Origin of the sequence: Tsukamurella sp. TY48 (assembly GCF_019656655.1) — a bacterium.
Taxonomy (GTDB): domain Bacteria; phylum Actinomycetota; class Actinomycetes; order Mycobacteriales; family Mycobacteriaceae; genus Tsukamurella; species Tsukamurella strandjordii.
Map to the genome: position 1 here is coordinate 2,245,322 of NZ_BPMV01000001.1, position 20,836 is coordinate 2,266,157.

Consider the following 20,836-nt stretch of genomic DNA (forward strand, 5'->3'; position numbering starts at 1 on the left):
GTTCTAGGGCGGCGAGAGCAGCGGCACTCCCGCCGCTTCCGCGGCCTCGCGGTACGCGGCGGCCAGGCTGGACACCGTTTCGTGGGCGTTGAGGCCGCTCGGATTGGGCAGGACCCACACCGCGGTCTCGCCGAGCCCCCGCGCCTGCCTCCCGACCGTGGCCTTCGGCTGACCGAAGGCCGTTCGGAACGCGGTGACCCCGAGCACCGCCAGAACCCGCGGGGCGACCCGATCGACCCGGGCCAGTAATGCCTCGCCGCCCTCCCGGAGCTCCGTCGTCGTCAGTTCGCTCGCCTTCGCCGTGGCCCGCGGGGCGACATTGGTGATGCCGACACCCGCGGCGATGAGCGCCTCGCGGTCCTCCGCGCGCATGCCCTCGGCGGCGTCGATCACGTGATCGGTGATGCCCGCGGCGTACAGCGCCGGATAGAAGCGGTTGCCGGGACGGGCGAAGTGGGCACCCGTGGCCGCGGTCCACAGCCCCGGATTGATCCCGGCGAACAGCAGCCGACAGTCCGGACCGATCAGATCGGGTACCTCGGTATCGGCGAAGGCCAGCAGCTGCTCGCGCGTGAATCCCATGCAACGGTCCTACCCGCTCGATCGGCCGTGGTCCACTGGGGGACATGACCGTGGACGAACTCCTGGCCCGCCGCGAGATCCACGACGTGGTCCTCCGCTACTGCCGCGGCATCGACCGGCTCGACCTGGACGCGGTGCGCGACTGCTACCACCCGGGCGCCGTCGATCATCACACCGGCTTCACCGGGCCGGTGGAGGACTACGTGCCCTGGGTGCGTGGCCAGCTCACTTCGCTCGGCGGCACGCACCACCAGATCGGGAACCATCTGTGCGAGCCCTCGGGAGACACCGCGGTGGTCGAGACCTATTGCACGGCAACGCACTGGTCCACCCCGGGCGCGGAACTCCAGGCCTACGTGACGCTGGGCCTGCGCTACGTGGACCGGTTCGAGCGCCGGGCCGGACGGTGGGCGATCGCCGAGCGTTGGGCCGTCACCGACTGGACACGCTGGGAGAAGGACCTCACCGGACCCCTCGGCGTACCGGAGGCCGGCCCGCCGCCCGGGCGCGGCGGCGACGATCCCATCGACCTGCTCCGCGCTCAGGTACTGGGGCGCGACCGCTCGTAGAGCCGGCGCACCACGTCCTCGATATCGGGCTCGTCCACCGTGAGATCGCGCACCGTCGCCGTGTGCGAGACCGCGGCCAGAACCTCCGGCAGCGCGCCGCTCAACTCCAATCGTTGACGGAGGCCGCCGGCCTCGCTGGCGAGGTGCCGCGCACCGTCGACGTGCAGATCCGGAGTGGGACGGTCCAGGTCCAGCACGAGCACCCGCGCGGCACCCACGGTGTCGACGAGTCCGGGCAGCGTGCCGTCGTAGGCGGTGCGGCCGCGGTCGACCACCACGATCCGGTCGCAGAGGCGCTCCACATCGCCCATATCGTGCGTGGTGAGCAGCAGCGTGAGGCCGCGCTCGGCGCGCTCGGTGATGAGGAACTCGCGCAGCCGCTGCTTGCTGAGCACGTCGAGACCGATCGTGGGCTCGTCGAGGATCAGCAGCTCGGGGGAGTGCAGCAGCGCCGCGGCGACCTCCGCACGCATCCGCTGGCCGAGGCTGAGCTGGCGCACCGGCTGATCGAGGAACTCCGCCAGCTCCAGCCGCTCGACGAGCCGGCCGGTGCGGGCCCGCGCCTCGTCGGGCGTGAGCCGGTGGATGGCCGCGAGGATGTCGAACGAGCGGGAGGTGGGCAGGTCCCACCACAGCTGGGAGCGTTGCCCGAAGACCACGCCCACGCGGCGCGCCACCGCGCGGCGCTGGGTGAGCGGATCGAGCCCGACGGTGCGCACCGTGCCGGACGTGGGCACCAGGATGCCCATGAGCATCTTGATCGTGGTCGATTTCCCCGCACCGTTCGCGCCGATGTACCCCACCGATTCCCCGGGCGCCAGAGCGAGATTCAACCGGTCGACGGCCGTGGTCTCCTTCTTCACCCGGCCGTTCCAGCCGCGCCGGACGAAGGTCCGGGTCAGATCGTGCGTCTCGATGATGTGTGGACCGTTCATCCGCCCGCCCCTCGGTAGTGCCGAATACCCAGCCGCCAGAAGAAGGCCGCCACCAGCACCGCCCACAGCGTGGCCAGCGGCAACAGCCACGCCAACCACGGCTGGAAGACGCCCTGGCCGGGCAGCTCCAGCACCACCAGCGTGGGGAGGTAGCCGGTGAAGGCCAGCGGTAGTACGAATCCCAGCGTCACCTTCAAGGCCGCGGGCATCACCGGTGCGGGTTGCGTGGCCGCGTACCTGCCGCCGTAGACGAAGGCATTGGTGAACTCGGCGCCGTTGACCAGGACGAACTGCAGCCCGGCGGCGATCACGAAGATGCTCGCGTAGATCACCGGTCCGCACAGCATCGCGAGCACCAGCATGCCGATCGTGGTGGGGCCCCAGTCGATCGGGTTGTGGGTGAGCGCGTACACCAGCGCGAAGACGCTCACCGCGGGCCGGGTGAGCCGGTTGATCCGGATGTCGCTGGTCATGAGCTGCGCCAGGATCGGCTGCGGGCGCAGGTAGAAGACGTCCACCGTGCCCTTGCGGATGTACCGGTTCAGCTTGTCCAGATGGCCGAACAGGATGTCGGCCAGGCAGAACGAGCCGTCGGCCAGCGCGAACACGAGCACCACCGCCGAGAAGGTGAGGCCGCCGATCACCTTGGCGTTGTGGAACAGCAGCCACACCTCGGCGAACTCGACGAGCCCGAGCACCGCGGCGGTCACCAGGTCGAGGGCCAGGGAGGCGCGGTAGGAGGCCTGCGCCTGGATGCGGGAGGCCAGCACCGCGCGGTAGGGCGCGAGCCGTCCGGGACGCCGGGACCCGGCGGAGACGTCAGCCACCCTGCACCTCCAGCCGTCGCCGTCCGGCCGAGGTGAGCAACGCGCCCAGCGTCAGGGCGACGACGCACCACGCCGCCTGCGCGCCGACCGCCGGCAGGGCTGCGGCCACGTCGATCCGGCCGGAGAGGATGTCGCAGGGCGGCATGAGGATCGACGCGAACGGGGAGTGCTCGGCGATCGCGGCCAGCCACGCGGGGAACAGGCCGATGGGCACGAACATGCCCATCAGGAAGCTGGAGACGATCACGTAGAACAGCACGATGCCGCGGGTCTCCACCACCCAGAAACCGAGGATCTCCACCGCGTACAGCAGGGCCCGGCTCAGCACGATGGACAGCAGAATGCTCAGCGCACCCAGGGGGTACGCCGCGGGTTCGGGAGCCCAGGCCATCATCCCGGTGAGCAGGCCCACCCCGATCAGTGGGGACCAGCGCGGGATCAGCGAGTAGACCGCCCCGCCGAGACCGGTGGCGAGCGTGGCGAATTGGACGTTGAGCGGCCGCAGGAAATCGACGGCGATATCGCCGGTGCGGATCCGCTCGGGGAGCTCACCGTCGGTGCCGAAGCCGCCGATCGCGGTCAGCAGCCCCTGGGACAGGAAGATGTAGCTCACCATCAGCTCGGGCGTGTAGCCGCCCGCCATGCCGCCGGCGCCGGCGAGGGTGGCCAGCAGCACGCCCATCTTGAGGAATCCGAAGACGGTGTTGGTGAACAGCCCGGCCAGCGCCGCGGCCAGGTAGGTGGACTGCTGGCGGAACCCGGCGACGGTCAGCCGGGCGTACGGACGGAGAGCTGCGAGGAGGGCGGCACGCCCGGACACTGCGGCCGCGCTGGATTGCGACGACACAGTGGACTGACGTTACCGCCCTCCCGGGCTCGGTGCTAGCTCTTCTGCTTGCGGATGTTCTCGAAGACGGTCGGATCGACCAGGGTCGAGGTGTCGCCCAGCTCGCGGCCCTCGGCCACATCACGCAGCAGGCGCCGCATGATCTTGCCGGAACGGGTCTTCGGCAGCTCGGGCACGATGTTGATCTCGCGGGGCTTGGCGATCGGCGAGATGTCCTTGGACACCTGGGCCGTCATCTCCGCGATCAGGCGGGCGGGATCGGAGTCGTCGACGCCCTGGCGCAGGATCACGAACGCGGCGATCGCCTGGCCCGTGGTCGGATCGGAGGCGCCCACCACGGCCGCCTCGGCCACCGCGGGATGCCCGACGAGGGCCGACTCGACCTCGGCCGTGGAGATCCGGTGGCCGGAGATGTTCATGACATCGTCCACGCGGCCCAGGATCCAGAGCGCACCGTCCTCGTCGTACCGCGCACCGTCGCCCGCGAAGTACCAGCCCTGATCGGCGTAGCGCGACCAGTAGGTGTCCACGAAACGCTCGGGATCGCCCCAGATGCCGCGCAGCATCGCCGGCCAGGGCTTGTCGAGCACCAGCAGGCCGGACTCGCCGCGGGGCAGGCTGTTGCCCTCGTCGTCGACGATGTTGGCGCTGATGCCGGGCACCGGCTCCATCGCCGAACCGGGCTTGAGGGTGGTGGTTCCGGGCAGCGGCGCCACCATCGCGGCGCCGGTCTCGGTCTGCCACCAGGTGTCGACGATCGGGGCGGTGCCGTGGCCGATCACATCGCGGTACCAGCGCCAGGCCTCGGGGTTGATCGGCTCGCCGACCGAGCCCAGCAGGCGGATCGAGCTGAGATCGTGGGCGTCGGGAATCTCCCTGCCCCACTTCATGAACGTGCGCACCAGGGTGGGCGCGATGTAGTAGATCGAGACGCCGTACTTCTCGATGATCTCGAAGTGCCGGTGTTCGGTGGGGGAGTTCGGGGTGCCCTCGTAGATGATCTGCGTGGCGCCGTTGGCGAGCGGGCCGTAGACGATGTAGGTGTGCCCGGTGACCCAGCCGATGTCGGCGGTGCACCAGAAGACGTCCTTGTCCGGCTTGAGGTCGAACAGGTAGTAGTGCGTGTACGCCGCCTGCGTGAGGTAGCCGCCCGAGCTGTGCACGATGCCCTTGGGCTTGCCGGTGGTGCCGGAGGTGTACAGCAGGAACAGGGGGTGCTCGGCGTCGAAGGCCTGTGGGGTGTGGGTGGACGATGCGGCGCCCACGGTCTCGTGCCACCACACGTCGCGGTCGTGCCAGTCGATGTCGTTCTTGCAGCGCTGGACGACGATGACCTTCTCGACGCTCGTGGCCTTGGTGCCGTCGACGTCCATGTCGAGCGCCTCGTCCACATTGGCCTTGAGCGGCGTGGGCTTACCGCGGCGGAACTGGCCGTCGGTGGTGATCACCACGCGGGCCTGCGCATCGTCGATCCGCGAGCGCAGCGCACCCGCCGAGAAGCCGCCGAAGACCACCGAGTGGGTCAGGCCCAGGCGGGCGCAGGCGAGCATGGCGACGATGGCCTCGGGGACCATCGGCATGTAGATGGCCACGCGGTCGCCCGCCTGCAATCCGAGTGATTCCAGGTAGTTGGCGGCGCGGCTCACCTCGGCCTGCAGATCGGCGTAGGTGATGTCGCGGGTGTCGCCCGGTTCGCCCACCCAGTGGATGGCCACCCGGTCGCCGTTGCCGGCCACCACGTGCCGGTCGACGCAGTTGTAGGCCACGTTCAGCTTGCCGCCCACGAACCACTTCGCGAACGGGGCTCCCGACCAGTCGAGGACCTCGCCGAACGGGGTGTCCCAATCGAGGCGATTCGCCTGCTCGGCCCAGAAGCCGAGGCGGTCGGCTTCGGCACGGTCGTACAATTCTCGACCGTGGGTATTGGCCTGAGCTGCGAAGTCTGCGGAGGGCGGGTACGCGGAGGTCGCGGAATCAGTCATGGATCGATCGTAGTTTTCGGCTCGGGACGTGAGGAGGGGTTTACCCGAATTGAACCCGGTACGGGTGGGGTTGCAGGGGGTTGCCGGGGCCCTCGGCGGTGCCCGATCGGCGAGGGGCGGCTGTCCGTTAGCAGGACAACACAGGTGGAGCGGCCCTAGAGTGCTCACCACCGAAGACAAGCCAAATCAGGCGGAGGTATCAGGTGAGAAGACGAAGTAGGTCGACGGCGACGCGGGCGATCCTCGCGATCGCGGTGGCCGCGAGCCTGGCGGTGTCGGGCTGCAGCATGGACGGCGCGCGGTCCCAGAACACGGTGGGCCCGGACGCGATCATCCGGGTGAACGGCGGCGAACCGCAGAGCGGCCTGGTGCCCTCGGACACCAACGAGAACATGGGCGGCCGCGTCGCCGACATGTTGTTCACGGGTCTGTACTCGTACCAGGCCGACGGTAAGCCCGAGCTCGCGAACGCCGAGTCCGTGGACACCACCGACAACAAGCGCTTCCTGGTCAAGCTCAAGCGGGACTGGACCTTCACCGACGGTACGCCGGTCAAGGCGCAGAACTACGTGCGCGCCTGGAACTTCGGCGCCGCGATCGGCAACCTGCAGAAGCAGCAGAGCTTCTACGCTCCCATCGCCGGTTTCGACGAGGTGTCCGAGAAGGGCGCCACGAAGACCGAGATGCGCGGCCTGCAGGTGATCGACGATTACACCTTCTCCATCGAGCTCGCGCAGCCCAACATCGACTTCAAGCTGGCCCTGGGCTACCTGCCCTTCGCGCCGCTGCCCGATGTCTTCTTCACCGAGGGCAAGGAGCAGTTCGGCCAGAATCCGGTGGGCAACGGTCCGTACAAGTTCAAGCAGTGGCGGCACAACGTGCAGCTCGAGATCGTCCGCAACGAGGGTTTCAAGGGACCCAAGCCGAAGAACGGCGGGCTCACCTTCGTGATGTACGAGTCCTACGATCCCGCGTACGTCGATCTCACCTCGGGCAATCTCGATGCGCTCGACACGATCCCGAACAGTGCGCTGCGGTCCTTCGAGAAGACGCTGGGCAAGCGCGCGATCACGCGGCCCACGGCGCAGACCCAGTCGTTCGTGATCCCCCAGTTCCTGGAGCACTTCGGCAGCGATGAAGAGGGCCGCCTGCGGCGCCAGGCCATCTCGATGTCGATCGACCGCCAGCAGGTGATCGACGTGGTCTTCCAGGGATTCCGCTACCCCTCGGTGGACTTCACCGCACGGTCGATCCCCGGCTGGAGTGCGGACATCCCCGGCAACGAGACCACCAAGTACAACCCGGAACTGGCGAAGCAGCGCTGGGCGCAGGCGAATGCGATCAAGCCCTGGACCGGTGCGTTCACGATCGCCTACAACTCCGACGGCGACCACAAGCAGTGGATCGACGCGGTGACGAACCAGATCAAGAACAATCTGGGGATCGAGGCCGCAGGCAAGCCCTACGCCACGTTCAAGCAGATCCGCGACGAGCTGACCCGCAAGACGCTGCAGTCCGCCGGCCGCAACGGCTGGCAGGGCGACTACCCCACGCAGCTCAACTTCCTGGAGCCGAACTACCTCACCGGTGGCGGTTCCAACGACGGTGACTACAGCAACCCGGCCTTCGACGCCAAGATCGCGCAGGCGCAGCAGGCCCTGGACCCAGTGCAGTCCACCCGCCTCGTCAACGAGGCGCAGTCGATCCTGCTCAACGACCTCCCGGTGGTCCCGCTGTGGGACTACAAGGCGCCCGCCGGCGTCGCCGAGGGCGTCACGGGCGATCTCACCTGGAACGGCCGCTTCGACTTTACGAACATCACGAAGGAGTAGCGGGATGACCAGATATCTCCTGAGCAGGCTCGGGCAGTTGGTGATCGTCTTCTTCGGCTCCACCCTGCTGATCTACGCGCTCGTCTTCCTCGTCCCCGCCGACCCCATCGCGGCGCTCGGCGGCGACCGGAATCTCCCGCCCGAGGTGGTGGAGGGCCTCCGGGCCCAGTACCACCTGGACCAGCCCTTCCTGGTGCAGTACTGGTACTACATCAAGGGCGTCTTCACACTCGACTTCGGCGTCTCCTTCTCCGGTCAGCCGGTGTGGGACGTGATGAAGCGGGCCTTCCCGGTCACCGTGAACCTCGCGCTCATCGCGCTCGTGGTGGAGGCCGTGCTCGGCATCTTCTTCGGCGTGATCGCCGGCCTGAAGAAGGGCAAGTGGTTCGACACCACGATCCTGTTCGTCTCGCTGGTGATCATCGCGGTGCCGATCTTCGTGCTCGGCTTCATTGCTCAGTTCGTCTTCGGCGTGAAACTGCAGTGGTTCCCGGTCACCGTCGGCGGCAACCTGGACTTCTACCACCTGCTGCTGCCCGGCATCGTGCTCGGCCTGGTGTCCTTCGCCTACGTCGTGCGGCTCACCCGATCGCAGGTCTCGCAGAACCTCACCGCCGACTACGTCCGCACCGCCACGGCCAAGGGTCTCCCGCGTTCGCGCGTGGTCCTCGTGCACGTGCTGCGGAACTCGCTGATCCCGGTGGTCACCTTCCTCGGTGCCGACATCGGGGCGCTCATGGGCGGTGCCCTCGTGACCGAGGGCATCTTCAACATCCCCGGCGTCGGCGGCACCATCTACCAGGCCATCATCCGTGGCGAGGCCACCACCGTGGTCTCTTTCGTGACGGTTCTCATCGTCATCTACCTCATCTGCAACGTGGTGGTCGACCTGCTCTACGCCGCCCTCGACCCGAGGATTCGCTATGCCTGACAATCAGACCTACCCCGGACAGGAACGCTTCGTCGCCGCTGCCGACGATGTGGTGGTCGGCGCGATCGACGCCGTCGATCAGGACGTGGAGCCCGCGGGCTTCTGGAAGACGGCGTGGCAGCAGCTCAGGGGACGGCCGCTGTTCTGGGTCTGCGTCGCTCTGCTCACGCTGATCCTGCTGGTCGTGATCTTCCCGAGCGTCTTCGCCTTCGGGAAGGACCCCCACGAGGCCTCGCTCGACCGATCCCTGTTGCCGCCCAGTGGCGCCCACTGGTTCGGCACCGATCTGCAGGGCTACGACATCTACGCCCGCACCATCTACGGCGCCCGCGCCTCGGTGCTGGTGGGCGTGCTCACCACCCTCGCGGTGGTCGTGATCGGCGGCCTGCTCGGCGCCACCGCCGGGTTCTACGGCGGCTGGCTCGATTCGGTGATCGCGCGGCTCTCGGACATCTTCTTCGGCGTCCCGCTGATGCTGGCAGCCGTGGTGGTCATGCAGATGGTCACCACCCGCACGGTGCTGTCAGTGGTCTTGGTGCTCACCATCTTCAGCTGGCCGCAGATCGCCCGCATCGCGCGGTCGGCGGCCATCTCGGTGCGCAACGAGGAGTTCATCACCGCATCGAAATCGTTGGGGGCCTCCAAGGTTCGCACGCTCTTCACGCACGTGATCCCCAACTGCCTCGGTCCCGTGATCGTGGTGGCCACCGTGGCCCTCGGCATCTACATCGTCACCGAGGCCACGCTCTCCTACCTCGGCATCGGCCTGCCGGCCAGCACCGTGTCCTGGGGTATGGACATCGCGGACGGGCAGACCCTGCTCCGCGAGGGCAATCCCATCCTGTTCTTCCCCGCGGCTGCTCTCGCGCTCACCGTGCTCACCTTCATGATGCTCGGTGACGTCCTGAGTGATGCGCTCGATCCGAAGGCGAGGACCCGCTGATGTCCGACGACCACAAGCGCAACCTGGCGGGCAAGATCAAGGACAAGGTCACCGAGCGGTTCGGCAAGACGCCCGATCCGCTCCTCGAGATCCGCGATCTCATCGTGGAATTCACGGTGCAGGGTAAGAAGGTTCCCGCCGTGCGCGGCGCCAATCTCACCGTGTATCCGGGCCAGACGGTGGCCATCGTCGGCGAATCGGGCTCGGGCAAGTCCACCACCGCGGCGGCCGTCCTCGGCCTGCTGCAGGGCACCGGCAAGGTGGCCGGTGGACAGATCCTGTTCGACGGGCAGGATCTGGCGAAGGCCTCGGAGAAGGACTTCCAGCAGATCCGGGGTAGCGGTATCGGCCTGGTGCCGCAGGATCCGAACACGAACCTGAACCCGCTGTGGCGGGTGGGATTCCAGATCCGGGAGACCCTCAAGGCCAACGGCGCCGAACAGGGCGATGCCAAGAAGCGGGCGATCGAGCTGCTGTCCGAGGCGGGCATGCGCGATCCCGACCAGCGCGTGAACCAGTACCCGCACGAGTTCTCGGGCGGTATGAAGCAGCGTGCGCTGATCGCGATCGGTCTCGCGGCGCGGCCGAAGCTGCTGATCGCCGACGAGCCGACCTCGGCGCTCGACGTCACGGTGCAGCGGCAGATCCTCGATCACCTGGACACCCTCACCGACGAGCTGGGCACCGCGGTGCTGCTCATCACGCACGATCTGGGACTGGCGGCCGAACGCGCCAGCCACCTCGTGGTGATGTACAAGGGACGGGTCGTGGAATCCGGTCCGGCGCTGGAGATCCTGCAGAACCCGCAGCACGAGTACACCAAGCGGTTGGTCGCGGCGGCACCGTCGCTCAACGCCCGCCGCGAGGAGGCTCCGTCGATCACCGACGTGGTCGAACAGGAGCGTGCCGAGGAGGTGGGCGCGCAGACGCTCGCCGATCAGGCGCAGGACGAGTCGAGCGACGGTCCGGCGGAGGTCGTGGTGGCCTCGCACCTGGTGAAGGACTTCCAGATCCGCGGCTCGGTGCCCTTCCAGAGCACCGCCTTCCGCGCGGTCGACGATGTCAGCTTCTCCATGCTGCGCGGTACCACCACCGCGGTCGTGGGCGAATCCGGTTCGGGTAAGTCCACCGTGGCGCAGATGGTGCTGGGGCTGCTCGAACCCACCAGCGGCACCGTCGAATTCGACGGGGTCGATGTCTCCGGCCTGAAGGGGGCCGAGGCCAAACAGTTCCGCCGCAGGGTGCAGCCGGTGTTCCAGAATCCTTACGGCTCACTGGATCCCATGTACTCGGTGTACCGGGCCGTCTCGGAACCACTCGCGGTGCACGGCATCGGGAGCAAGGACGAGCGGGTGGCGCGAGTGCGGGAACTGCTGGAGATGGTGGCGCTGCCGGCGGACACCATGCACCGGTACCCGAACGAGCTCTCGGGCGGGCAGCGGCAGCGCGTGGCCATCGCGCGGGCGCTGGCGCTCAACCCCGAGGTGGTGGTGCTCGACGAGGCGGTCTCCGCGCTCGACGTGCTGGTGCAGGCACAGATCCTCACCCTGCTGGAGAACCTCCAGCGGGACCTGGGGCTGACGTACCTGTTCATCACGCACGACCTTGCGGTGGTGAAGCAGATCGCGCACCAGACGATCGTGATGTCGCGCGGCAAGGTGGTCGACTCCGGCCCCACCGATCAGGTCTACGACAACCCGACCTCGGATTACACCCGCACGCTGATCGAGGCCATCCCCGGCGGCTCGATCGAGCTGGCGGCGGGCTGACGCCAGCGTCGAGGCAACGACGGCGGGCGGGCTACCCTGGATCATCGTGACCGATCCGCTGAGCCCGCTCGCCGCCGTCCCCGCCGTCGCGGAGGCGGCGTCCGCCGCGCGGGAGGCGCTGGCGCAGGTGCACCGTCACCCCGCCAACCGGCGGGAATGGCGCGCCACCGCCACCGAATCCTCCCTGCGTGGAGCCCGCGCATCGGCGGCACTCGACGGCGGCGCCGTGGAACTGAGCCGCGACGAACTCGTCACCGATCCGGTGCTGGCGGGCGCGATGCGCGTCTACCAGGCGATCGACGGTGATTCCCTCGATGCCACCGTGGCGGTGTGGCGGCGCGCGCCGCTGCAGGTCCTCGCCCGGTTGCACACGCTGGCCGCTGCCGATCTGGTGGACGGCGATGACGAGCGCCTGGGCCGCCCCCGGCAAGGGGCGGGGGAGCGGCTCGGTCTGCTCGCGCAGCTGGTGACCGGCGGCACGCAGGCGCCCGCCCCGGTACTGGCGGCCGTGGTGCACGGCGAACTGCTCTCGCTCCGCCCGTTCGAGGTGGCGGACGGGGTGGTGGCCCGCGCCGCATCACGCCTGGTCACGGTGTCGTCGGGCCTGGACCCGCACGCGCTGGGAATCCCGGAGACCACGTGGCTGAAGTTCGCGCCGAGCTACGCCGAGGCGGCCGATACCTTCGGATTGGGTGGCACCGACGGCGTGGTGGCGTGGGTGGTGCTGTGCTGCCAGGCGCTGGAGGCCGGTGCGCGGGAAGCGCTCGCCCTCGCGGAGCGCTGACCTACCCCGAACACGCGCAACGGCGACCCGGCCTGAGCTCCAGGGCTCACACCACAGGTGGTGCGTCCTGAAGAACGGGTCCGAATCGCCGTTCGCAAGCACGGATCCCGGTTACCAAGCGTGCTGGGTGGGCTGTGTGTGCGGCCTCGGCGTACACCGATGGAAAGGTCCACTATCCGCAGACCTCATCAGCTGAATGTTCCTCGGTGCCGCAGGCCCACAGCGCTTTCTGCCAACGTGGCGTGCTCCGCGTGGGTGCCTGGTGTCCGTGCTGGGAGCCTTGACGCTCGGGAACCCTCGACCTTCTCTTCCGGTGGGGGTTTGGCTTTGCGCCGCTCCGTGATTCATTTGTACCTTGTGGCCGCGGTCACATCAAGGGGTTGGAGCGAAAATTTCCGCGAGTGCGGTTGTCAGCTCCGCTTGCGGTGCAGCACAAGATATGTCGCCACGCTCGCGCCCGCGGCGACCACGCCGAGCCCCGCGGTGGCGAGCACCGAGGTCCGGGACGGCGAGGGAAGGCGGTCCCGCAGCGGCACCGGGTTCGAGAAGGACAGCACCGGCCAGCCGCGGTCGGCGGCCTCCTTGCGCAGCCCGCGGTCCGGGTTCACCGCGGTGGGGTGCCCCACCGCCGCCAGCATCGGCACATCGGTCACCGAATCGGAGTAGGCGAAGCACTGGTCGAGGTCGTAGCCGTGCTCGGCGGCCAGCCGCTCCATCGCGGTCACCTTGTTCTCGCCGTAGCAGTAGAACTGCACCTCGCCGGCGTACTTGCCGTCTTCCACGGACATCACCGAGCCCACGGAGTAGTCCGCGCCCAGCATCTCGGCGATGGGACCCACCATCTCCTCGCCCGACGCCGAGACCACCACCACATCGTGGCCGCGGGCGTGATGGCCGGCGATCAGCTCGGCGGCTTCCGCGAAGACCAGCGGATTGACCACGTCGTGCAGCGTCTCGCGCACGATCGACTTCACCTGCTCCACGTTCCAGCCCTCGCACATCTGCGTGAGGTGATCACGCATGCGCTCCATCTGATCGTGATCGGCGGCCGTGAGCATCATGAGGAACTGCGCGTAGCTGGATTTGAGGACCGCGCGGCGATTGAGCAGCCCCTCGTCGAAGAAGGGCCGGGAGAAGGCCAGCGCGGACGATTTCGCGATGATCGTCTTGTCCAGGTCGAAGAACGCGGCGACCCGGCGCACCGGGGCCTGATCGGGCGCGGTTGGACTCACGACGTTCAGCGTACCGCCGTTGCTGTCGCGAACACCCCGCAAGAGCCGAGAGCGGATTCCTCCACAGGTTTCTCGGAGCACCCGGATTCCTCCACAGGCGAGGTCGTCGGCGACGGTTTCCGGCCGCCGGCGGGGTGAGGCTGGAGGCATGCGAGGAATCGAGATCGGGATGGCGGTGGCCGACGGTGCGCTCGCGGACGATGTCCGGCGGGCCGCGGCGGCCGCCGCGCGCACCGTCACCGATGTCGACCGCGGGCAACCGCGGGCGGCGTGGGCCACGGCGAGCGGGCTGGTGCTCGACCTCGCGGCAGCCCAGGTGATGGCCGCCGCGGCCCGGGCCGGCGGCTTGCCCCGCCGGGAGGGCGTCGCGATGGTGGCGGCGCAGGCCGGGCTCCCGGAGTTGGCCGCAGCGGTCGACGTGGGGGCGGCCCAGGTCTTCGAATTGCCCGCGCAGGTCCGCGACCTGGCCCGGTTCCTCGCCGCGCGCGAGCCCGACGACGGTGCCCGGTCCCGGGTGGTGGCGGTCCTCGGCGGGCACGGCGGAGCGGGGGCGTCGGTGCTGGCCGCGGCCGTCGCGGTGGCGGCGCCGGGGCGCGGGATCACGGCGCTCGCGGTGGACGCCGATCCCTGGGGCGGCGGCCTCGACCTGCTCCTGGGCTGCGCCGATCTCCCCGGCCTGCGCTGGGGCGATCTCGCCCTACGCGGCGGGCACGTGCCCTCGGAGGCGCTCGTGGCCGCGCTGCCGGGGCGCGCGGACGCCGTCGCCGTGCTCGCGGCCGGCGGTTCCCCCGCACCCGAGATCCCGGCGGAGGCGCTACTCGCGGTACTCGATGCGGGACGCCGCAGCGTGGGGGTCACGGTGGTCGACCTGCCGCGCCGCTCCGATGCCGCCACCGATGCCTGCCTGGAGGTGGCCGATGTGGTGCTCGTGGTGTGCGGTGCCACGGTGCGGGCCTGCGCGGCGGCCCGCTCGGTGGCCGACGGGGTGGCGCGCCGGGCGCGAGCGGCGCGGCTCGTGGTGCGGGGTCCGGCACCGGGCGGCCTGTCCGCTCGGGACGTCGAACGGGCCGTCGGCCTGCCCCTGCTCACATCGATGCGGCCGCAGCCGGGGCTCGACGCCCAGCTCGATGAGGGAGGCCTGCGCCTGCGCCGCGGTTCGCCGCTCGCCGCCGCGGCCGGCCGCGTACTCGACGGTGTCCGCCGGGGCGCCGCATGAATCCCGCCACGAGTGCGGACCTGCTGGCTCGGGTGCGGGAACGGCTCGCGCACACCGCGGCCGTGCTCACCCCCGACGTCATGGCGGCCGCGCTCCGTGCGGAGTGCGGCGGGGTGCTGGGCGATACCGAGCTGCTCGACGGTCTGGCCTACCTGGAGACCGAGCTGGTCGGCGCGGGCCGCCTGGAGCCGCTGCTCGCCGATCCGGCGGTCGCGGACGTGCTGGTCGCGGGGCCCGACAGGGTGTGGATCGATCGCGGGGCCGGTCTCGAACGCACGGAGGTGACCTTCGAGGACGACGATGCGGTTCGCCGCCTCGCCGCCCGGCTCGCGCTCGCGGCGGGCCGCCGGATCGACGACGCCCAGCCCTGGGTGGACGGGCACCTCCCCGCCGGGCCCGGCGGCCGCGCGGGCAGCGGCATCCGGCTGCACGCCGTGCTGCCACCGCTCGCGCACGGCGGCACCTGCATCTCACTGCGCGTCCTGCGGCCCGCCACCCAGAGCCTCACCGCGCTGATCGCCTCCGGTGCGGTGCCGCCCGAGGTGGCCGAGACGGTGCGCGCGGTGGTGTCCGCGCGGCTCGCCTTCCTCGTGGTCGGCGGCACCGGCAGCGGCAAGACCACCTTGCTCAACGGCCTGCTGGGCGAGGTGTCCCCCGGTGAGCGCGTGCTCTGCGTGGAGGACGCGCACGAACTCGATCCCGTTCATCCCCATGTGATCTCGCTGATCGCGCGCGGCGCCAACGTGGAGGGCGTCGGCGAGGTCACGGTGCGCGATCTGGTGCGGCAGTCGCTGCGGATGCGGCCGGACCGGATCGTGGTGGGCGAGGTCCGCGGCGCGGAGGTGGTCGACCTGCTGACCGCGCTCAACACCGGGCACGACGGCGGCGCGGGCACCGTTCACGCCAACTCGCCGCGCGAGGTCCCGGCGCGCCTGGAGGCGCTCGCGGCCCTGGGCGGGCTCGGTCGGGAGGCGCTGCATGCGCAGCTCGCCGCCGCCTTCCAGGTGGTCTTCGCGGTGCATCGCTGGCCCGACGGGCGCCGCGGGTTGCGCAGCATCGGCGTGGTCGACAGAGCCGACGACGGGTACGTGCGGGTGCGTCCGGCGTGGGATCGGGACGAGGGTTTCACCGGTGCCGTCGCTGTGCTCCGGGAGCTGCTGGCCGAACGGGGCGCAGCGTGAGCGGGGCGGTCGCGGTGCTCGCAGTGGCCGCACTCCTGTGGCCGGGCGGCGCCGGTGCGGCCCGGCTGCGTGCCGCGCACCGTCCGGCGCGGCGCGAACGCGTGCTGCGGTGGGGGCTGGCTCGCGCTCGCGGTACCCGCCGGGGCGCTGCTGGTCGGCCCCGCGCAGGCCCTCGCCGCGGCGCTCGCCGCCGGGACCGTGCGCGAGCTGTGGTCGCGGAACCACGCCCGCCGGGCCAGGGCCGACCGGCTGACCGCGATCCTCGCCGGCGTCGATGCGATGGTCGCCGAGCTGTCGGTCGGCGCGCACCCCGCCGCCGCGTGCGCCACCGCCGGGCGCGACGCCGAGGATCGGCACGTCCGGGACGTCTTCGCGGAGATGGCGGGCCGCGCCGAGCTCGGGGGCGATGTGGCCGCAGGCCTGCGCGGGCACGCGGGCGAGAGCGCCGCCTGGTCGCGTCTCGCGGCCGCCTGGGACACGGGGACGCGGCACGGCATCGGCATGGGCGAGCTGCTGGCCTCGGTCCGCGAGGATCTGCGGGCCCGCGAGCGGTACGAACGCCGTGCGCACTCCGCGCTCGCGGGAGCGCGCGCCACCGCACAGGTGCTGGCGGCGCTCCCGGTGCTCGGGGTGGCGATGGGGCAACTGATCGGCGCGAATCCGCTGCGCACCCTCCTCGGCACCGGGGCCGGCGGAATCCTGCTGGTGGTGGGGGTGTGTCTGACCTCGGTGGGGCTGCTGTGGTCGCGGTCGATCGCCGACGGTGCGGCGGGCAGCGACCAGGGCGAAGGAGTGCCGGCATGAGCGGATACGGTCCGTTCGCGGCGGCGTTCGCCCTCATCGCGACCGCGCTGGTGGCCCTGCCCGTGCAGGCGCGTGCTCGGCTGCACCGGTCCGGTGACGGCTCCGATTCCCGCCGTCGGCACCTGCCGCGGCGCGCGCCGAAGCCCGATCCGTTCGAGGCCGCCGCCGCGTACGACCTGTTCGCCGTGTGTCTTCGCGCGGGCATGCCCACCGCGGACGCGGCCCGCGCCGTGGGGGCCACCGCGGCGCCGGCCCTGGCCGCGGTGCTGCACCGGGCGGCGGAACTGCTGGCGCTCGGTTCCGATCCGGAGACCGCCTGGCGCACCGAGTCCGACGACCCGCAGGTGGTCGCGCTCACGCGGATGCTGCGCCGCTCCGCACGCGCCGGTTCCTCGCCCGCGGCCGGCCTCGCGGATCTCGCGCGCACGGAGCGGGCGCAGGCCGAGGACCGCGCGGTGGCGGCGGGTGAACGAGCGGGGGTCATGGTGGCCGGCCCGCTCGGATTGTGCTTCCTACCGGCGTTCGTGTGCCTCGGCATCGTTCCGGTGGTGATGGGACTCGCGGGCAAAGTGCTCGGTGAGGGGCTGCTGTAGCGGCCCGACGTTAGGGGGATGGAATGTGGATTCGTCTGCGGTGCACGATGACCGAACTGATGATGCAGGAGGAGGGGATGAGCACGGTGGAGTACGCGATCGGGACGATCGCGGCCGCGGCCTTCGGTGCGGTGCTCTACGGCGTGGTCACCGGCGACAACATCGTCAGCGGCCTCACGTCGATCATCGGGAAGGCGCTGGGCACCTCCACCGGCTAGCCGGCGATGCGGGCGCGGTCACCGTGGAGGCCGCGCTCGCCGTCGCCAGCCTGATCACGGTGCTGGTGCTGAGCGTCGGGGCGATCGTCGGCGTCACCGCCCAGGTGCGGTGTGTTGACGCCGCACGCGAGGCCGCCCGGCTCACCGCCCGCGGCGACGATGCCCTTGCCGCCGAGGCGATCTCCGCGGTGGGACCGCCCGGCGCCACGGCATCGACGACACGGTCCGGCGACACGGTGACCGTGCGGGTGCAGGCACCCGTGCCCGCGCTGCCGGGCCTCACGGTCTCGGCCACGGCGGTCGCGGCGCTCGAACCGGGGGAGGCGGGGTGAGACGGGTACTCCGTGATGACGACGGGGTCGCCACGGTGCTGGGCGCAGTGATGGTGGCCGTGATCGTGGTGGTGGCGGTGATGATCATCGACGTGGGCGCCGCCGTGTCGGCGCGGCACCGCGCGCAGGCGGCGGCCGATCTCGCCGCGCTCGCGGGAGCCGCCGATGCGCTCGACGTCGATGCGGCCTGTGCGGCGGCGACTCGTCTGGCGCAGGAGAATTCGGCGCGACTACTTGCGTGCACGGTGGAGCGGGAGTTCGAGGTCACCGTCCGGGTGGGTGTGCCCGTCGCCTTCTCGGTGTTCGGCGACGGCGAGGCGGTCGCGATGGCGCGGGCAGGTCCGGAATGACGGTCCGGCCCGCTAGCGGTGCTGCGCCCGGTCGCTGAGCACCGCCGCGAACTCCTCCGCCATCGCCAATTGCGTGCGGAGTTCGGCACATCGCTGCTGGGCGGCGGCCGAGCACTGGTCGATGAATTCCGCGGCATCGGAACGGACCTCGCCATCGGTGTCCGGATCGGCGAGGGCGTCGAGCGCCGACAGCAGATCACGCATCTGCTCGAGGGTGAAGCCGAGCGGCTTCATCCTGCGGATCACCAGGAGACGTTCGACGTCGGCCGCGGTGTACAGCCGGAAACCTCCGGGGCTGCGCTCCGACGGTTCGACCAGGCCCATCTCGTCGTAGTGCCGGATCGTCTTGAGGGAGAGCCCGGTGGCCTCCGCGACCTGGCCGATCTGCAGCAGCCGGGCCTCGGGCAGGCGCATCTGATCAGCCATGCCCTCGAGCCTAGTGGCCTGCGCCCAGCCTGCCGGTCAGGCGCCCGTGGCGTTCCGCCGAGGCCGGGTTGAGGCCGGTGAAGACCACCGTCTTGCCGCGGGCCCGGTACTTCATCTCGATCGCGTCCAGCGTCGCCACCGTGGACGCGTCCCACACGTGGGTGTCGGACAGGTCGACGAGCACCCGCTCGGGATCGTCCGCGTAGTCGAATCGATGCACGAGATCGTTGCTGGACGCGAAGAACAGCTCGCCCCGCACACGATAGGTCCGCGTGCCATCCGCTCCCTCGGGAGACCGTGAGACCTCGGTGAAGTGCGAGACCCGGCGGACGAACAGCAGTGTCGCGACGATCACGCCGCCGATCACCCCGTAGGCCAGATTGTGCGTGGCCACGGTGATCGCCACGGTCACGAGCATCACCGCGGTCTCGCTGCGTGGCATCCGGCGGAGCGTGGCGGGGGCGATGCTGTGCCAGTCGAAGGTGCCCACGGCCACCATCACCATCACCGCCACGAGTGCCGCCATCGGGATCCTCGCCACCAGGTCTCCGAGCCCGACCACGAGGATCAGCAGGAACAGACCGGCGAGGAAGGTGGAGATCCGCGTGCGCGCGCCGGAGCTCTTGACGTTGATCATCGTCTGGCCGATCATCGCGCATCCGCCCATCCCGCCGAAGAATCCGGTGACCACGTTCGCTACCCCCTGGCCCCAACCCTCCCGGGTCTTATCAGAGGGGGTATCGGTGATGTCGTCGACGAGGGTGGCGGTCATCAGTGATTCGAGGAGGCCCACCAGCGCCATGGCCAGCGCGTACGGGGCGATCAGTCGCAAGGTCTCGAGGGTGAACGGGACGTCCGGAATCAGCCACTGCGGCAACGTACTAGGCAATTCGCCCTCGTCGCCCACGGTGGGCACGGTGAGTCCGGAGGCGAGCGTGAACCCGGTGAGGACGACGATCGCCACGAGGGGCGCCGGCACCGCCCGGGTCAGCTTCGGCAGGCCGACCATGAGCACGAGACCCGCGGCGATCAGCGGGTAGACGGCCCAGGGAACGCCGGTCATGTGGGGGAGCTGAGCGAGGAAGATGAGAATCGCGAGGGCGTTGACGAAGCCGATCATCACGCTGCGGGGGATGAAGCGCATCAGCTTCGCCACCCCGAGCATGCTCAGCAGCACCTGCAGGATGCCCGCGACGATCACAGTGGCCAGCAGGTAGTCGAGCCCGTGTTCGCGGGCGATCGGCGCGATGACCAGCGCGATGGCGCCCGTCGCGGCGGAGATCATCGCGGGTCGGCCGCCGACGACGGCGATGGTCACCGCCATGGTGAACGATGCGAACAGGCCGACCCGCGGATCGACGCCCGCGATGATCGAGAACGAGATGGCCTCGGGGATCAGCGCGAGCGCGACGACGAGCCCGGCGAGCGTCTCGGTGCGCAGCCGCTGCGGGCTTCGCAGAGCCGCGAGCACCTCGCTCCGTTGCGCTGCGCGTGCGAATCGCGTGATCATGGCGGCCCTCCGTTGCTGCGGAGGGTAAATCTACCCTCCCGTGAGGGTAAGGTTAACGAGGGCCGGTGCGGATGACGAATCGGACGGAGCCCGTGCGGTCAGTCCTTGTCTCTGAGTTCCTGGGCGTAGGCGCGCGCCGAGCGCTGATAGCGGGTCATTCCCTCGGCCACGGTGTCGATCAGGAGCGCCACCGCCTCGTCGGTGCGCCGTAGGTCGGTCAGGCAGAGGGCCCGGAAGACCGCGATGGCGGGATCGAGGCCGTCGCCGAGAGTGCGGTCGAGGCCGTCCAGCAGCATCAGCCCGTCGCCGGGCTCGCCCAGGTTGCGCAGCGAGCTGGCCAACTGGATCGTCGCCTGCCGCGCGCGGCTCTCGTCGAGACCCGCGGCGAGGGCGCGCCGGTAGCCCGGGACCGCCCGCTCGGGGTGCCCCGTCGAATCCTCGACACCCGCGCGCTCGAACTCCGCGACGCCCTCGGGGACCGCGGGATCGCCCACGATCCGACCGATCCGGGCCCGCAGTTCGTCCTCGCCGAGGTCCGCCGCCCACGCCGCCTCGAGATCGTCTTCCCAGGTCATCGCGCCCCCTCCGATCGATACGCTTGGAACCTAGCAGCGTCGAGCGCACGCGCGCACACTGAATCCATGGCGTACGACGAGGGCCTGGCCGATCGGATCCGCGACGCACTGGGGGTGGCCCCGGACATCACGGAGAAGAAGATGTTCGGCGGCCTCGCCTTCCTGGTGGACGGCCACATGAGCATCGCCGTCCGCAACGACGGTGGCGCCATGGTCCGGCTGCCGCGCGAGGTGGCCGACGAGTACATCGGCGAGCACGTCTCGCTCGGCGTGATGGGCGGACGGGAGATGCGCGGCTGGCTCGTGCTCGACGAGGAGGAGATCGCCTCCGATATCGACCTCGCGGAGTGGGTGCGGCGCACCGTCGACTACTCGCGGACGCTGCCGCCGAAGTAGCG

Annotated in this window: 23 protein-coding genes; 14 read left to right on the forward strand and 9 right to left on the reverse strand. The window is 70.2% G+C overall.

Features of this window, described 5'->3' with window-relative positions; all coding sequences use genetic code 11:
• Positions 1–3: 3 nt before the first annotated feature.
• On the reverse strand, positions 4–582 hold the full coding sequence (gene mug / locus TTY48_RS10915) for a G/U mismatch-specific DNA glycosylase (RefSeq protein WP_220657508.1): 579 nt from the start codon (positions 580–582) through the stop codon (positions 4–6).
• Between the two features lie 44 nt (positions 583–626).
• Between mug and TTY48_RS10920 the strand changes: the two genes are divergently transcribed.
• Positions 627–1,151, forward strand: coding sequence for a nuclear transport factor 2 family protein (locus TTY48_RS10920; RefSeq protein WP_220657509.1), 525 nt, complete (start codon positions 627–629; stop codon positions 1,149–1,151).
• Here the strand turns inward: TTY48_RS10920 and TTY48_RS10925 are convergent.
• Genes TTY48_RS10925 through acs form a run of 4 tightly spaced genes read right to left on the reverse strand, consistent with a single transcriptional unit; the run spans position 1,124 to position 5,742 of the window.
• Positions 1,124–2,086 (reverse strand): ATP-binding cassette domain-containing protein, encoded by a 963-nt coding sequence (locus tag TTY48_RS10925; RefSeq protein WP_220657510.1) that lies wholly within the window; start codon positions 2,084–2,086, stop codon positions 1,124–1,126. The genes TTY48_RS10920 and TTY48_RS10925 overlap by 28 nt on opposite strands.
• Positions 2,083–2,913, reverse strand: coding sequence for an ABC transporter permease (locus tag TTY48_RS10930; protein WP_220657511.1), 831 nt, complete (start codon positions 2,911–2,913; stop codon positions 2,083–2,085). The genes TTY48_RS10925 and TTY48_RS10930 overlap by 4 nt, the downstream gene beginning before the upstream one ends.
• Positions 2,906–3,760 carry an ABC-2 family transporter protein gene (locus TTY48_RS10935; protein WP_220657512.1) on the reverse strand — a complete coding sequence of 285 codons (855 nt, stop codon included), beginning with the start codon at positions 3,758–3,760 and terminating at the stop codon, positions 2,906–2,908. Before TTY48_RS10935 ends, TTY48_RS10930 begins: the two co-directional genes overlap by 8 nt.
• Positions 3,761–3,795: 35 nt before the next feature.
• Positions 3,796–5,742, reverse strand: coding sequence for an acetate--CoA ligase (gene acs / locus TTY48_RS10940; RefSeq protein ID WP_220657513.1), 1,947 nt, complete (start codon positions 5,740–5,742; stop codon positions 3,796–3,798).
• 287 nt (positions 5,743–6,029) lie between these two features.
• On the opposite strand from acs, the gene TTY48_RS10945 reads away from it, so the two are divergent.
• From TTY48_RS10945 to TTY48_RS10965, 5 genes are read left to right on the forward strand one after another with little or no spacing between them, the layout of a single operon-like run.
• Complete coding sequence (locus tag TTY48_RS10945) at positions 6,030–7,574, forward strand: ABC transporter substrate-binding protein (RefSeq protein ID WP_255585746.1); 1,545 nt, start codon at positions 6,030–6,032, stop codon at positions 7,572–7,574.
• A gap of 4 nt (positions 7,575–7,578) precedes the next feature.
• Positions 7,579–8,505: an ABC transporter permease gene (locus tag TTY48_RS10950; RefSeq protein WP_220657514.1), complete on the forward strand. Its 927-nt coding sequence runs from the start codon at positions 7,579–7,581 to the stop codon at positions 8,503–8,505.
• The gene (locus TTY48_RS10955; protein WP_220657515.1) at positions 8,498–9,448 is read left to right on the forward strand and encodes an ABC transporter permease; all 951 of its coding nucleotides are present in this window, start codon (positions 8,498–8,500) and stop codon (positions 9,446–9,448) included. Before TTY48_RS10950 ends, TTY48_RS10955 begins: the two co-directional genes overlap by 8 nt.
• Positions 9,448–11,217 (forward strand): ABC transporter ATP-binding protein, encoded by a 1,770-nt coding sequence (locus tag TTY48_RS10960; RefSeq protein WP_255585633.1) that lies wholly within the window; start codon positions 9,448–9,450, stop codon positions 11,215–11,217. The genes TTY48_RS10955 and TTY48_RS10960 overlap by 1 nt, the downstream gene beginning before the upstream one ends.
• A 46-nt stretch (positions 11,218–11,263) precedes the next feature.
• Positions 11,264–12,001: an oxidoreductase gene (locus TTY48_RS10965; protein ID WP_220657516.1), complete on the forward strand. Its 738-nt coding sequence runs from the start codon at positions 11,264–11,266 to the stop codon at positions 11,999–12,001.
• A 410-nt stretch (positions 12,002–12,411) separates the two neighbouring features.
• Here the strand turns inward: TTY48_RS10965 and TTY48_RS10970 are convergent, their stop codons facing one another.
• A complete protein-coding gene (locus TTY48_RS10970; RefSeq protein WP_255585747.1) occupies positions 12,412–13,242 on the reverse strand; it encodes an HAD family phosphatase in 831 nt (276 codons plus the stop codon).
• Between the two features lie 139 nt (positions 13,243–13,381).
• Between TTY48_RS10970 and ssd the strand changes: the two genes are divergently transcribed.
• The 7 genes from ssd to TTY48_RS11005 all read left to right on the forward strand — a co-directional run bounded on the left by ssd (position 13,382) and on the right by TTY48_RS11005 (position 17,927).
• Positions 13,382–14,449, forward strand: a complete 1,068-nt coding sequence (gene ssd, locus TTY48_RS10975) for a septum site-determining protein Ssd (protein ID WP_220657518.1) — start codon at positions 13,382–13,384, stop codon at positions 14,447–14,449.
• On the forward strand, positions 14,446–15,630 hold the full coding sequence (locus tag TTY48_RS10980) for a TadA family conjugal transfer-associated ATPase (RefSeq protein WP_220657519.1): 1,185 nt from the start codon (positions 14,446–14,448) through the stop codon (positions 15,628–15,630). Before ssd ends, TTY48_RS10980 begins: the two co-directional genes overlap by 4 nt.
• Before the next feature lie 69 nt (positions 15,631–15,699).
• Entirely contained in the window at positions 15,700–16,434 is a 735-nt protein-coding gene (locus TTY48_RS10985) for a type II secretion system F family protein (protein WP_220657520.1), read from the forward strand.
• Positions 16,431–17,027 carry a type II secretion system F family protein gene (locus TTY48_RS10990; RefSeq protein WP_220657521.1) on the forward strand — a complete coding sequence of 199 codons (597 nt, stop codon included), beginning with the start codon at positions 16,431–16,433 and terminating at the stop codon, positions 17,025–17,027. Before TTY48_RS10985 ends, TTY48_RS10990 begins: the two co-directional genes overlap by 4 nt.
• A gap of 23 nt (positions 17,028–17,050) precedes the next feature.
• Positions 17,051–17,245, forward strand: coding sequence for a DUF4244 domain-containing protein (locus TTY48_RS10995; RefSeq protein WP_220657522.1), 195 nt, complete (start codon positions 17,051–17,053; stop codon positions 17,243–17,245).
• Positions 17,246–17,268: 23 nt separating this feature from the next.
• Positions 17,269–17,577, forward strand: a complete 309-nt coding sequence (locus TTY48_RS11000; protein WP_220657523.1) for a TadE family type IV pilus minor pilin — start codon at positions 17,269–17,271, stop codon at positions 17,575–17,577.
• The gene (locus TTY48_RS11005) at positions 17,574–17,927 is read left to right on the forward strand and encodes an Rv3654c family TadE-like protein (protein ID WP_255585634.1); all 354 of its coding nucleotides are present in this window, start codon (positions 17,574–17,576) and stop codon (positions 17,925–17,927) included. The genes TTY48_RS11000 and TTY48_RS11005 overlap by 4 nt, the downstream gene beginning before the upstream one ends.
• A 12-nt stretch (positions 17,928–17,939) precedes the next feature.
• Here TTY48_RS11005 and TTY48_RS11010 read toward each other — a convergent pair whose 3' ends face one another.
• From TTY48_RS11010 to TTY48_RS11020, 3 genes are all read right to left on the reverse strand, one after another.
• On the reverse strand, positions 17,940–18,353 hold the full coding sequence (locus tag TTY48_RS11010; RefSeq protein ID WP_220657524.1) for a MerR family transcriptional regulator: 414 nt from the start codon (positions 18,351–18,353) through the stop codon (positions 17,940–17,942).
• Positions 18,354–18,363: 10 nt separating this feature from the next.
• On the reverse strand, positions 18,364–19,863 hold the full coding sequence (locus TTY48_RS11015; RefSeq protein WP_220657525.1) for a SulP family inorganic anion transporter: 1,500 nt from the start codon (positions 19,861–19,863) through the stop codon (positions 18,364–18,366).
• Positions 19,864–19,961: 98 nt separating this feature from the next.
• Positions 19,962–20,438, reverse strand: a complete 477-nt coding sequence (locus TTY48_RS11020; RefSeq protein WP_220657526.1) for a tetratricopeptide repeat protein — start codon at positions 20,436–20,438, stop codon at positions 19,962–19,964.
• Between the two features lie 66 nt (positions 20,439–20,504).
• On the opposite strand from TTY48_RS11020, the gene TTY48_RS11025 reads away from it, so the two are divergent.
• Complete coding sequence (locus TTY48_RS11025) at positions 20,505–20,834, forward strand: TfoX/Sxy family protein (RefSeq protein ID WP_220657527.1); 330 nt, start codon at positions 20,505–20,507, stop codon at positions 20,832–20,834.
• Positions 20,835–20,836: the final 2 nt, after the last annotated feature.

Bases quoted from the DNA above. Each gene is read 5' to 3' on its own strand.
- mug (WP_220657508.1), bottom strand. From the start codon at position 582: ATGGGATTCACGCGCGAGCAGCTGCTGGCCTTCGCCGATACCGAGGTA.
- TTY48_RS10920 (WP_220657509.1), top strand. From the start codon at position 627: ATGACCGTGGACGAACTCCTGGCCCGCCGCGAGATCCACGACGTGGTC.
- TTY48_RS10925 (WP_220657510.1), bottom strand. From the start codon at position 2,086: ATGAACGGTCCACACATCATCGAGACGCACGATCTGACCCGGACCTTC.
- acs (WP_220657513.1), bottom strand. From the start codon at position 5,742: ATGACTGATTCCGCGACCTCCGCGTACCCGCCCTCCGCAGACTTCGCA.
- TTY48_RS10945 (WP_255585746.1), top strand. From the start codon at position 6,030: ATGGACGGCGCGCGGTCCCAGAACACGGTGGGCCCGGACGCGATCATC.
- TTY48_RS10950 (WP_220657514.1), top strand. From the start codon at position 7,579: ATGACCAGATATCTCCTGAGCAGGCTCGGGCAGTTGGTGATCGTCTTC.
- TTY48_RS10955 (WP_220657515.1), top strand. From the start codon at position 8,498: ATGCCTGACAATCAGACCTACCCCGGACAGGAACGCTTCGTCGCCGCT.
- TTY48_RS10960 (WP_255585633.1), top strand. From the start codon at position 9,448: ATGTCCGACGACCACAAGCGCAACCTGGCGGGCAAGATCAAGGACAAG.
- ssd (WP_220657518.1), top strand. From the start codon at position 13,382: ATGCGAGGAATCGAGATCGGGATGGCGGTGGCCGACGGTGCGCTCGCG.
- TTY48_RS10980 (WP_220657519.1), top strand. From the start codon at position 14,446: ATGAATCCCGCCACGAGTGCGGACCTGCTGGCTCGGGTGCGGGAACGG.
- TTY48_RS10990 (WP_220657521.1), top strand. From the start codon at position 16,431: ATGAGCGGATACGGTCCGTTCGCGGCGGCGTTCGCCCTCATCGCGACC.
- TTY48_RS10995 (WP_220657522.1), top strand. From the start codon at position 17,051: ATGTGGATTCGTCTGCGGTGCACGATGACCGAACTGATGATGCAGGAG.
- TTY48_RS11010 (WP_220657524.1), bottom strand. From the start codon at position 18,353: ATGGCTGATCAGATGCGCCTGCCCGAGGCCCGGCTGCTGCAGATCGGC.
- TTY48_RS11015 (WP_220657525.1), bottom strand. From the start codon at position 19,863: ATGATCACGCGATTCGCACGCGCAGCGCAACGGAGCGAGGTGCTCGCG.
- TTY48_RS11020 (WP_220657526.1), bottom strand. From the start codon at position 20,438: ATGACCTGGGAAGACGATCTCGAGGCGGCGTGGGCGGCGGACCTCGGC.
- TTY48_RS11025 (WP_220657527.1), top strand. From the start codon at position 20,505: ATGGCGTACGACGAGGGCCTGGCCGATCGGATCCGCGACGCACTGGGG.